A 12,716-nucleotide genomic window follows, 5' to 3' on the forward strand; every position below is an offset into this window, starting at 1 on the left:
GGTTGGTTTTTTCTTGGGCTAATTACTTAACTTTCATGACGTAACCACATTTTGTGCATACGTATACTTCCTTGATGCCCAGCAGCTTTTGAAAAAAACTGCGCGGTACGCGTTGTAAGTAAGCACCATGTGTACACACTTCAACTTCCATATTCATGCTGTTTTACATTTGTGCTAATTAATGGGCGTAAATCAGTATAGAAAAATAATGTGTCGAGTTGTCGACAGTTTTGCAAAGCGGACGAAGTAAAGTGACGATATGAGAAGTAAGTAGAGTTGCTAGTTAATTATTATGTTTATCAATAATTTTGTATGGATTGTTCTACTATTTCAACGGGTTGAATCGTTCATTCAATAGTTTAGGTGATAAAAAAGCGACGTTGATTTCGTCGCTTTTTTCAATTCTCGTGAATTAAATATTAAACAGCGTTTTGGCATTCTCAGTCGTTATGGCATCGATGGTTGCGATGTCGACATCACGCAAGTCGGCAACACGTTGTGCAACGAGAGAAGTGTAGGCTGGTTCATTACGTTTACCACGGTGTGGCACCGGCGCTAAATATGGACAGTCGGTTTCTAAAATGACCCACTGCATATCCAAATGTGGAATGACTTTATCCATCCCGCCATTCTTAAAGGTTGATACGCCACCTAAGCCTAAGTGGAAGCCTAGCTCATTGATTGCTTGTGCTTCTTCTAAGCTGCCTCCAAAACAGTGGAATACACCACGCAGACGACCATCTTGCTCTTGTCGTAGCAAAGTGAGTGTTTCTTCAATCGAATCACGAGTGTGGATAACGACCGGTAAATCCATCTCTTTTGCCCAGTTAAGTTGAGCTACGAACGCCATTTCTTGCTCAGCACGATAGGTTTTGTCCCAATACAGGTCGATACCGATTTCGCCCACCGCAATAAACTTGTGTTTCTCAAACCAGCCGCGGATGATCTCCAACGTTTGCTCAACGTTGTTATCCACATAGCAAGGGTGCAGCCCCATCATTGAGTGGCATACGTCAGGATATGCCGCTTCGGTTTTTAGCATGGGCTCAATTGAGTCCAGATCGATGTTTGGCAACAGGATTTTATTAATGCCTTGCGTTAAGGCGCGTTGTACTACTTCATCGCGGTCGTTATCAAATTCGCTAGCATAGATGTGCGCGTGGGTATCGATCATCGTTACTCTCTGTGCTTCATGGTTGGTTTCGTATTCGAAGTATACTTGAGTGTGAGTGCTGGGTCATTTTCAGTTTTTTTCATTACCTTTTTCCAGATTGTCACTCGCAACATGCATCAAGAGTGATATGATTTTGTTCACCAGATGATTTGATCATCATAACCGTCCAGACAAGGAGAAAATGGTGTCTGTATCAATTCAAGGTCCATTCCCTGCACGCCGTATGCGTCGTTTACGTAAGCACGATTTTAGTCGTCGTTTGATGGCTGAGAACCAACTTTCTGTTAATGATCTGATTTACCCAATGTTCATTCTTATGGGTAAAGATCGTCGTGAGAGCGTGGAGTCCATGCCGGGTGTAGAGCGTTTGTCGATTGATTTAATGCTAGAAGAAGCACAATACCTTGCAAATCTAGGCGTTCCAGCAATCGCGCTTTTCCCTGTCGTAAACCAAGACGCTAAAAGCTTATGTGCTACTGAAGCCTACAACCCAGAAGGTTTGGTTCAGCGAGCAGTACGAGCACTTAAAGAACACATTCCTCAAATTGGTGTAATCACAGACGTGGCACTCGACCCATTCACGACACATGGCCAAGACGGCATCATCGATGAAGATGGCTACGTAATGAATGATGAAACCACAGAAGTATTGGTTAAGCAGGCTTTGTCTCATGCAGAAGCGGGTGCTGACGTAGTCGCGCCTTCAGACATGATGGATGGCCGAATTGGTAAGATCCGCGAAGCATTAGAAAACGCGGGCTACATTCATACTCAAATCATGGCTTACTCGGCTAAGTACGCATCGAACTACTACGGACCATTCCGTGATGCGGTTGGCTCTTCTTCAAATCTAAAAGGCGGCAACAAGAAAAACTACCAAATGGACCCAGCAAACATTGATGAAGCGATTCACGAAGTGGCGCTAGACATCAATGAAGGTGCGGACATGGTGATGGTTAAACCTGGTATGCCATACTTAGATGTAGTTCGCCGAGTAAAAACTGAACTTCAAGTACCGACATTTGCTTATCAAGTCTCTGGCGAGTACGCGATGCATAAAGCGGCGATCATGAATGGCTGGCTCAAAGAGCGTGAAATTGTGATGGAATCACTATTGTGCTTCAAACGTGCAGGTGCAGATGGCATCTTAACGTACTTTGCGAAAGACGTTGCTGAGTGGTTGGCAGAAGAGAATGCACAAACTGCTCAACACCTAAATCGTACTCCGGAAGCGACAGAAGAGTAATTATCGCTCAGTGAGAAATACCAGACCAACAAGAGTTGTTCGTCTGTATATACCCAAGTAACCTCAGGCGGATTACAACAGTAACAATCCAAGGTGCTTGGGTATTTTTATTTTGGAGAAGAGAATAATGACAATGCTGATTCGTGAAGGCACATTGGAAGAAGCACTTCAAGTTGTGGCGCGTGTTACCGAGTTTTCGAAAGGAGAAACGGTAGACTCCATGACTCAACGTTTAGAAGAGAAAAACAGTTTAATCCTCGTTGCAGAAAAAAATGGCACGATTGTCGGCTTCAAAATAGGTTACGAATTAGAGGATGGTGTTTTCTATAGCTGGTTAGGTGGTGTTGTCCCTGAAGCTCGAAATGAAGGCGTGGCACAACTGCTTTTGGAAGCTCAAGAGGATTGGGTGGCAGAACAAGGCTACAACACATTAAAAGTGAAATCTCGAAACCAGTTTCCGGCTATGCTTCGCTTGTTGTTGAGAAATGGCTATATAATTGAAAAGTTTGAAGAAAAAGTAAATCTTCGAGAATCTCGAGTGCATTTCATTAAAGCAATGTGAAAATAAATGAGATTTTTTCTCATTTAACTGTTGACTACGAAATGAGAATCATTATTATTAAACCTGTCTTAGGGAATGAGGAAAGTTCACAAGGACGTTGAGTGACTTATTAACAGAAGTTAATTAACTGAAAGTTGAGAAGTGATGAAACATTTTTCCGAGAACTTGCACGAATTCTTTTTGACACGACATTGCTCACATTGCTTCCAGTGTAATTTATAGCTTCTTGGTTAAGCTGCTCTATTTACAGAATTTGCTTTACCACTTCTGCTAGGCGACCCCATTCGGGTCGCTTTTTTCTTTTCTACGATTTCTATTTGACGTCACTATTAATATCTTTTCCACATGCGATGATCATTTTAGGATCGTTGATCTTCTCGCCGTTATGCGAATTTGTTGTTATTAATCAATGGTTTGGGTTGGTGCTTTCTTGTGTTTTTTGTTATTGGATAACCAGTGGATAATTTCTATAAACAGAGTTATCCACAGGAGGTGGTGTTTTCGTGAATAAAGTCGGAAAAATTTACGCGACCTAGATCGAGCGAACAAGATAGATTCAGATCAGCAGTCATGGCATCCTAGGCAGATCTCTCAAGTACTGAATTGGATACAGACAATTATGGCAAGTATTCCTGAAAATCCGTTGATCCTTATCGACGGCTCTTCTTACCTATATCGCGCTTTTCACGCCTACCCGGGCACCATGAGCAATGGTGAAATTCCAACTAATGCCATTTACGGCGTCGTGAACATGTTACGCAGCATGATGCGTCAGTTTGCGTCTGAGCGCATCGCGGTGGTTTTCGATGCAAAGGGAAAAACCTTTCGTGATGATATGTATGCAGAATACAAAGCGAATCGTCCGCCAATGCCGGATGACCTGCGTTGTCAAATTGAACCATTACACAATGTTATTCGTGCAATGGGTTTGCCGCTGATCTGTGTTCCTGGCGTCGAGGCGGATGACGTCATCGGTACGTTAGCATACCAAGCATCACAAAAGGGCATGCCTGTATTGATCAGTACTGGTGATAAAGACATGGCGCAGCTAGTGGATGATAACATTACCTTGATCAACACCATGACGAACGTCGTAATGGATCGTGAAGGTGTGGTTGAAAAGTTTGGCATTCCACCTGAATTGATCATCGACTACTTAGCACTGATGGGCGATAAAGTAGATAACATTCCTGGTGTACCGGGTGTCGGTGATAAAACAGCGACCGCACTACTGCAAGGTATTGGTGGTCTGACGAAGTTGTATGAAAACCTCGATGATATTGCAGGGCTTGGTTTCCGTGGTTCTAAAACCATGGCGAAAAAGCTCATCGACAACAAAGAAAATGCCATGCTTTCGTATGAGCTCGCGACCATCAAATTGGATGTTGAGCTTGAGGAAACGCCAGAATCATTGCTGAAAGCGGAACCAAATAAAGACGAATTAGTGAAGCTGTATGGCCAACTGACGTTTAAATCTTGGTTGAATGAACTACTTGAAGGCGGTTCTGGATCAGTGGAGGCCGTAGAGCTTGCGGGATCTTCACAAGCTTCTTCTTCTCAAGCCGAGATGGAAACTTCTGCGGTAACAATCGATCGCAGCCAATATGAAACAATTCTGGATAAAGAAACCTTCAATGCTTGGCTAGATAAACTTCAAACGGCTGAGCTGTTTGCATTTGATACGGAGACCGATAACCTAGATTACATGCTAGCGAATCTAGTTGGTTTGTCATTCGCTGTCGATGAAGGTATTGCGGCTTATGTGCCAGTTGCACATGACTATTTAGATGCGCCTGAACAGCTTGATCGTGATTGGGTACTAGAACAGCTGAAGCCAATTCTTGAAGATGCAGCGAAAGCAAAAGTCGGTCAAAACTTAAAGTATGATGCGTCTGTACTCGCTCGTTACGACATTGAGCTAAAAGGTATCAAGCACGACACGATGTTGGAATCGTATATCTACAACAGTGTCGGCGGTAAACACGATATGGACAGCTTGGCGCTTCGCTTCCTACAGCACAGCTGCATTTCTTTTGAGCAAATTGCAGGTAAAGGCAAAAATCAGCTTACGTTTAACCAAATCGAACTGGAACAAGCATCGCCATACGCGGCAGAAGATGCGGATGTGACCCTTCGTCTGCACAATCGCTTGTTTGCTAATATCGAGCAGGATGAAAGCCTGAAGACAGTTTACGAAGAGATTGAAATGCCGTTGGTGCCAGTTCTTTCGCGCATTGAACGCACTGGGGTCTTTATCGATGAAATGAAGCTGAGTGCGCAGTCGGTCGAGATTACCGCTCGCCTTGATGAGCTTGAAAAGAAAGCGTACGAAATTGCAGAGCAAGAGTTTAACATGAACTCGCCAAAGCAATTACAAGCCATCCTATTTGAAAAAATGGGTTTACCGGTTGTGAAGAAAACGCCATCAGGCACACCATCGACGAATGAAGAAGTTCTGCAAGAACTCGCGCTAGACTACCCACTACCAAAACTGATTTTGGAATACCGTGGTTTGGCGAAGCTAAAATCAACTTACACCGACAAACTGCCGAAGATGATCAACCCATCAACGGGGCGCGTGCATACTTCTTACCACCAAGCAGTGACTGCAACGGGTCGTCTATCTTCTACTGATCCGAACTTACAGAACATTCCAATTCGTAACGAAGCTGGCCGTCGTATTCGTCAAGCGTTTGTCGCGCCATCAGGGCATAAAATCTTAGCGGTCGACTACTCGCAAATCGAACTTCGCATCATGGCGCACCTTTCTGGTGACCAAGCGTTGTTGGATGCATTCCGTGATGGCAAAGATATCCACGCGGCAACCGCAGCAGAAATCATGGGTGTTTCTATTGAAGACGTTTCAAGTGAGCAACGTCGTCGTGCGAAAGCGGTTAATTTCGGTCTTATTTACGGCATGAGTGCGTTTGGTTTGGCGAAGCAATTAGGCATTCCTCGTGGTGAGGCTCAAGCGTACATGGATACATACTTTGAACGTTACCCAGGCGTGATGCAGTACATGGAAGACACACGCAGCACGGCAGCAGATAAAGGGTATGTTGAAACGATTTTTGGTCGACGTTTGCATTTACCAGAAATCAAATCGCGCAACGGGATGCGTCGTAAAGCTGCTGAACGTGCGGCAATCAACGCACCAATGCAAGGTACGGCTGCGGACATCATTAAGAAAGCGATGCTGTTGGTTGATCAGTGGATTCAGGAAGAAGGCAATGGTCGTGTGAAGTTATTAATGCAAGTACACGATGAATTGGTCTTTGAAGTTGAAGAGTCATCATTGTCCGAAATTGAAAGTAAAGTACAGAAATTGATGGAATCTGCAGCAGAGCTAAAAGTACCGTTGGTTGCAGAAGCAGGTCACGGTGATAACTGGGATCAAGCTCATTAGTCACTTTTAGACCAAAATAACCAATTAATTATGAGCCAGCGCACAAACGCTGGCTTTTTTTTGAGATTAAAAAAGCTAGCGCAAAGTTAACTTTGATGTTGCTTAATAAAAATTTCATGAAAAAAAACTACAAAAATTCTTTGCAATTCTGACCAATTGTTGTACATTAATACTCGTAGGGTACAGAGGTAAGATGTTCTATCTTTCAGACCTTTTGTTTCACGTTATTGGATTAGGCTGATTCAGCCGCCCCAGTCAGTTTTTGACTGGGGCGTTTTTTATTGGACGAAAGAAAATTATTCTTTTGGATCAGTAGCTTAAAGTAAGCCTTCAGAAACCTTCTTTTTTGACCTTTCTAAATCACTGCAAAATCTCGATTTTTCCTTCAAATTTATCGCGTTATTCATCCTGTAAATTTACGCCAGTCACACTATTATTTTTTCTTGAAGGAAACTAAGTTACATCTTTTTTGAAGCTTTGCTTGGCTTAACTGTCTGAATTGTAAAGCTATTGGGTGTTTTTCGAGTGAATGTTTGGTGATGCACAGGAAACAAGAGCGCTTTTTAACCTATTGAAATCGAATCTCAGTTCAGCAATGCTTCGTCACATAACAATAATTACCAATTTTTCTCTCCCGTTATCCCTGCCAGGAAGGCGGGGATTTTTATTGCCTGTTATTTAGTTCAGATAAACAAAAGCCCCACCAAATGGCAGGGCCGTGTCGAAGAAATTTAACAAATATTGTTAATTATTCTTCATCGCTCGCTGGTATCTCTTGTTCGTCTTCTTCTATCAGGTGCGCTAGTGCTGGTGCAAACCAGGTATCCAGTTTTGCACGTAGCTGATCGACACCTAATCCTTTCAGTGAAGAGAACACATCAACAGAAACGTCACCACCGAAAGTTTCTACTTGCTTACGAACTTTCAGTAGAGTTTGTTTGCGTGCACCACTTTTTAGTTTATCTGCTTTGGTTAGCAAAACCTGCACAGGAATGTGGCTATCGATGGCCCAGAAAATCATTTGTTGGTCGAGATCTTTCATTGGATGACGAATGTCCATTAGAACCACTAAGCCTTTTAGGCACTCGCGTTTCTGTAGGTATTCACCCAAAGATTTCTGCCATTTGTTTTTCATCTCTACCGGTACTTGAGCAAAACCGTATCCAGGTAGATCGACAATGTGACAACCTTCTTCTACTTTGAAAAGGTTGATTAATTGCGTACGACCAGGTGTCTTTGATGTCTTGGCTAAGCTTTTTTGATTAGTTAGACGGTTAAGTGCACTCGATTTACCAGCGTTTGAGCGTCCTGCAAACGCAATTTCGACACCTTCGTCTTCCGGCAGGTGACGAATATCGGGTGCGCTGGTGATGAAATGCGTATTTTGGTAATGAATTTTTACGCTCACTGTTAACTCCATCTCGACTTTGTGTAGTCGATTGATTACTTTTTTGTGAAAATGTGTAAAATAACCGTGCTCGGCATAAGGTCGCCTATTGTACCATGAGTGTACGCGGTATGTTCACATTCCGTGGTACTGGAAGCTTGATAATTATAATGGAATGTCATGAAGAAATTAGCGCTAATTTTGAGTCTTTTAGCCAGTTGCTCAGTATGGGCCCAAGGTAATATTGAGGCTGGTAAAGCAAAATCACAAACCTGTGTCGCCTGTCACGGAGCAGATGGCAACAGTGCAATAACAACGTACCCGAAACTCGCAGGCCAACACGCTAAGTATCTTGAGAAGCAGTTAAAAGAACTTAAGCTAGGCATGACAAGTGGTGGTAAACAAGGTCGTTACGATCCTGTAATGAGTGGTATGGCAATGCCACTGAGCGATGAAGATATCGCAGACCTATCTGCTTACTACGCTTCGCTACCAGTTTCAGAAAACTCAACACCTGAAGATGTAGTAGCAAAAGGCAAAACGCTTTATACCGCTGGTGATGCCGAACGTGGCCTAACCGCATGTATTGCATGTCATGGTCCTCGTGGCAATGGTACTGAGCTTTCAGGTTTCCCGAAAATTTCTGGTCAGCATGCTGACTACATCAAAGCTCAGCTAGAAAAATTCCGTGATGGCGACCGTGGTAATGATATGAATGCCATGATGCGCGACATCGCGAAGAAAATGACAGACGAAGATATCGAAGTGCTGTCTAAATACGTTGGCGGTCTGCACTAATATACCTAAATCGCTCAAGATCCTGCATCTTGAGCTGGTTGGGTAGATGTCCCTACATCGTTCGAGCAACTTGTACAAAAATGCCCTAGTAAATCCACTAGGGCATTTTTGTTCGTGATAGATATCACAGTCGAGTGTGGATACGAAAGCGATAGTTGGCTCGGCAGTTTGTGAGACATTTGCCATACTTGATGTTGACTTTTTCTTGTTAGTGTTTTTAAGTTTTTGATTAAATGATAATTTTGATTTTTTAGAAAAATAGGCGGATTTTTTTTCAACCCATTACTTGTGAGTATAACGGGATGGCGTAAAGTAGAAGTCGTTCACAGGGGGTGAATGTAAGGATTTAAGACCACGGTTTAGGTCTCCAAGGATGTAGCTCGGATGCTTGGTGATTTAGAAAGGGATTTAGATAGGTAGGGAGCCTATCAGATAAGGATGGTCATCTCGTCTGACGGTTAAGACAGTGAAACGGATCAGGCACAGGAAGTTGCTCAGTAGACAGGAAGTAAACGGATAGCCAAAATTCATCAGGAAGATGAAAAACAACTCTTTTTGGCAGGGAAAGCTCTAAAAACAAAGGGATCATTGGTGCACCAAATGTGTGCAACACAGTTTCGCCAATTGATGGCACTTAGAAAGCGACAGTCTGACTGTCGCTTTTTTTATATCCGTTGACTTGCTCAGTCGTAACTTGAATTGATATTACTGCACTTATTTAGCTTTATAGGTTGTAAACAAAGTTTTTTAACAAAAATTGCTGAAAAAATACTCAACAACACTCCAATCCGAGTTCACTTTCTGGTATGTTTCGCATCCCTGTTTGAGGAAGTCAGCATGCATACCTGTCCTTTATGCCAAAATCAGCGCACTCACCATTATTTTGAAGATAAGCGTCGTGAATATCTTCAATGTGAGCAGTGCAGCTTGGTATTCGTAAATCCAGACCAACGTTTGGATGCGGAAAGCGAAAAAGCTCACTATGATTTGCATGAGAACAACCCCGATGATTTGGGTTACCGACGCTTTTTGTCGCGTATTGCTGACCCGATCACAGAGCGAATTTCTCCACAATCAAATGGTATTGACTTTGGTTGTGGTCCTGGCCCAACGCTCTCCTTGATGCTGGAAGAGGCGGGGCACAACATGGCGTTGTACGATCTCTACTACCACCCTGATACGTCGGTTTTAGAAAAAACGTACGACTTCATGACAGCAACAGAGGTGATAGAGCACCTCTACCACCCAGATTTGGTGTGGAAGCAATGGTTGAATTTAGTTAAGCCAGGGGGCTGGATAGGCCTGATGACGAAAATGGTCATCGACGTGGAGGCTTTCAAATCATGGCATTATAAGAACGATCTCACTCACGTAGTGTTCTTTAGTCGTGACACGTTCCAGTTCCTAGCAGAGCGGGATAAGCTCGAACTCGAATTTATTGGTAATGATGTAATTTTACTGAGGAAACCCCAGTAATGAGCCGTAGTAAAAAATCTAGAAAACCGGGTGCCGCTGGTGCACCTGAGTTTGTTGTAACTCGTAACCGTACAGAATCTGATGTGGAAGGCCGCTTACGCAAGCGTGCTAAAAAGCGTAAAGGTCTGAAAACGGGTAACCGTAACTCAGAAGTTAACGAGCAGAAAAAGCAAGCTGCTGCACAAAATCGCGACCCGCGCTTAGGCAGCAAAAAGAAAATACCTCTGATTGTTGAACCTGCGAAGAAAATGACGAAGCAAGAGCGTCGTTTGTCGGCAGAGCAAGAACTAGAGATGCTAGAAAATGACGCGCAATTGAACGTGTTGCTAGACCGTATTGAAGCGGGTGAAAACCTGGGCACAGGTCTACAGAAATTCGTCGATGAGAAACTCGATCGCATTGAGAAGCTAATGGACCAACTAGGCTTGTTGGAACCTGAAGAAGAGGAAGATTTCACTGCACCTGCTAAGAAAAGCACGCGCAACGATGATGACTTGCTGGCAGATTTCGACGACATTAATTTCGACGACTATAAAGGATAATTAAGCTATGAATGTAACCTTATTAGCTATTGCTGGTGTTGTGATTATCATCGCACTCGCTTCTTATGCAGGTTACCTTCTGCTTCAATTGAAAAAGCAAAAGGAATTGCAGCTGAAGCATCAAAAATTGGCGATAGACAAACGTAACGCCAACATTTTTGAGAATGTGCATACCTTGTGTCAGGCGGGCATTCAAGGCCAGTGCGATTTATCTGAAATCAGTATCCGTGTGTATAACATCATGGATTATGTACAAGGTGAAGACCGCGTTGATTTCGATAAAACGTACCCTGCGATTTCTGAGCTTTACCACATCGTGAAAGATATGGCGCGTGGCGAAGAACGCCAACAACTTGCCAAGAAAGAGCGTATGCAACAGAACTTGACGCGTCATAAAGCGGAAAGCCGCCTCACTGATGCGATTATTGAGGAGCTCAAAGTGTTGCAGAAAAACGTCCAGCCACTGAATAATCAAATCAATATTCAGATGATTTAAGCGCGACCTCCAATAGTCTCCTTATGGCTAATGGGGGTATCGTGATCACGCTAGCACTTCTTTAGTTTTATACTTAAAAAGCCAGTCGGCGTTGCCACGCTTGTCATCGTCGTATGGCAAAATAGCGGCTCTGAATATCGGGTGACGGCTTTCGTTGCCCTAGCATTTAACGGAAAGTACCACCATGTCGAATCAACACACTGAATCGAAACAGCAAATCGTCTGGGATCAAGCGGTATTGGATAAGTACAACTATTCCGGGCCTCGTTATACGTCGTACCCAACGGCGCTGGAGTTTCATGAAGCGTTCACCATTTCTGATTATGATATGGCATGCACTCAATACCCAGAACGCCCATTATCGCTGTACGTACACATTCCGTTCTGTCACAAGCTTTGTTACTACTGTGGATGTAATAAAGTCATTACGCGCCACTCGCACAAAGCGGATGAATACCTCGACGTGCTTGAACACGAAATTCGTCAACGTGCTGCATTACTTGTGGGTCGCACCGTGACGCAATTGCATTTTGGTGGTGGTACACCGACGTTTCTCTCTGAAAAGCAAATCACGCGTGTAATGAGCCTGCTACGCCAAGAGTTTACTTTTAGTAGCGATGCTGAAATCAGTATCGAGGTTGACCCGCGTGAAATCGAGCTGACCATGCTGGATCATCTGCGTAGTGAAGGCTTCAATCGCTTGAGCATCGGTGTGCAGGACTTCAACAAAGAAGTGCAAAAACTGGTGAATCGTGAGCAAGATGAAGAGTTCATCGTTGCGATGGTTGCGCGCGCAAAAGAGTTAGGCTTTCGTTCGACGAACCTAGATTTGATTTACGGTTTACCGAAGCAGACCAAAGAATCTTTTGCCAAGACTCTAGAACAAGTGCTAGAGATGCAGCCGGGCCGTCTATCCGTGTTTAACTACGCGCACATGCCACAGCTATTTGCAGCGCAGCGTAAGATTAAAGACGAAGACCTGCCAAAAGCAGAGGAGAAGATGGCGATTCTGCAAGACACCATCGCGACACTGACTGGTGCTGGCTACCAATTTATCGGTATGGACCACTTTGCTTTGCCGGACGATGAACTTGCTGTTGCCCAGCGCGAAGGTATTTTGCATCGCAATTTCCAAGGCTACACCACACAAGGTGAATGTGACTTGGTTGGCTTTGGTGTTTCTGCAATCTCGATGATCGGCGATGCGTACGCGCAAAACCAGAAAGAGCTGAAGAAATACTACGCTCAAGTCAACGAACTTCGTCACGCTCTATGGAAAGGGGTCTCGCTGGACTCTGATGATTTGCTCCGTCGCGAAGTGATTAAGCAGCTGATTTGTAACTTCAAGTTAGACAAGAAAGCCATTGAGTCTGAGTTTAAAGTGAGGTTTGAACAGTACTTTAAAGAAGATTTGCAGCTACTTCAGACCTTTATTAACGATGAGCTGGTGGAAGTGGATGATAATGAAATTCGTGTGACGCTGCGAGGTCGTTTGTTGATCCGTAATATTTGTATGAGCTTCGATAAATACCTACGAGCAAAGGCACGTCAGCAACAGTTCTCTCGTGTTATTTAATCAGAGATACAGATTCAAGATATAAAAAATGCCAGCAGATGCTGGCATTTTTT

The 12,716-nt window shown here is 43.7% G+C and carries 10 protein-coding genes; 8 read left to right on the forward strand and 2 right to left on the reverse strand.

The window, feature by feature from the left end; genetic code table 11:
* Positions 1-412: 412 nt before the first annotated feature.
* Complete coding sequence (locus R7E29_RS22655; RefSeq protein WP_054576816.1) at positions 413-1,174, reverse strand: TatD family hydrolase; 762 nt, start codon at positions 1,172-1,174, stop codon at positions 413-415.
* Positions 1,175-1,358: 184 nt separating this feature from the next.
* Here R7E29_RS22655 and hemB point away from each other — a divergent pair, with 184 nt between their 5' ends.
* The 3 genes from hemB to polA all read left to right on the forward strand — a co-directional run bounded on the left by hemB (position 1,359) and on the right by polA (position 6,388).
* Positions 1,359-2,420 (forward strand): porphobilinogen synthase, encoded by a 1,062-nt coding sequence (hemB, locus tag R7E29_RS22660; RefSeq protein ID WP_031777176.1) that lies wholly within the window; start codon positions 1,359-1,361, stop codon positions 2,418-2,420.
* A gap of 127 nt (positions 2,421-2,547) precedes the next feature.
* The gene (locus tag R7E29_RS22665) at positions 2,548-2,982 is read left to right on the forward strand and encodes a GNAT family N-acetyltransferase (protein WP_005379245.1); all 435 of its coding nucleotides are present in this window, start codon (positions 2,548-2,550) and stop codon (positions 2,980-2,982) included.
* Positions 2,983-3,601: 619 nt separating this feature from the next.
* Complete coding sequence (gene polA, locus R7E29_RS22670) at positions 3,602-6,388, forward strand: DNA polymerase I (protein ID WP_054576817.1); 2,787 nt, start codon at positions 3,602-3,604, stop codon at positions 6,386-6,388.
* Positions 6,389-7,136: 748 nt separating this feature from the next.
* Here the strand turns inward: polA and yihA are convergent.
* Positions 7,137-7,796 carry a ribosome biogenesis GTP-binding protein YihA/YsxC gene (yihA, locus tag R7E29_RS22675; RefSeq protein ID WP_017635019.1) on the reverse strand — a complete coding sequence of 220 codons (660 nt, stop codon included), beginning with the start codon at positions 7,794-7,796 and terminating at the stop codon, positions 7,137-7,139.
* 159 nt (positions 7,797-7,955) lie between these two features.
* Here yihA and R7E29_RS22680 point away from each other — a divergent pair, with 159 nt between their 5' ends.
* From R7E29_RS22680 to hemN, 5 genes are all read left to right on the forward strand, one after another.
* Complete coding sequence (locus R7E29_RS22680; protein WP_005379248.1) at positions 7,956-8,573, forward strand: c-type cytochrome; 618 nt, start codon at positions 7,956-7,958, stop codon at positions 8,571-8,573.
* Positions 8,574-9,410: 837 nt separating this feature from the next.
* Complete coding sequence (locus R7E29_RS22685) at positions 9,411-10,049, forward strand: class I SAM-dependent methyltransferase (RefSeq protein ID WP_005379250.1); 639 nt, start codon at positions 9,411-9,413, stop codon at positions 10,047-10,049.
* Positions 10,049-10,591: a Der GTPase-activating protein YihI gene (gene yihI / locus R7E29_RS22690; RefSeq protein WP_025768295.1), complete on the forward strand. Its 543-nt coding sequence runs from the start codon at positions 10,049-10,051 to the stop codon at positions 10,589-10,591. The genes R7E29_RS22685 and yihI overlap by 1 nt, the downstream gene beginning before the upstream one ends.
* A gap of 7 nt (positions 10,592-10,598) precedes the next feature.
* Complete coding sequence (locus R7E29_RS22695; RefSeq protein WP_005379254.1) at positions 10,599-11,087, forward strand: DUF2489 domain-containing protein; 489 nt, start codon at positions 10,599-10,601, stop codon at positions 11,085-11,087.
* A 184-nt stretch (positions 11,088-11,271) separates the two neighbouring features.
* A complete protein-coding gene (hemN, locus tag R7E29_RS22700) occupies positions 11,272-12,663 on the forward strand; it encodes an oxygen-independent coproporphyrinogen III oxidase (RefSeq protein WP_025768296.1) in 1,392 nt (463 codons plus the stop codon).
* Positions 12,664-12,716 lie beyond the last annotated feature (53 nt).

Source organism: Vibrio sp. Vb1729 (assembly GCF_033338655.1).
Lineage (GTDB): Bacteria > Pseudomonadota > Gammaproteobacteria > Enterobacterales > Vibrionaceae > Vibrio > Vibrio alginolyticus.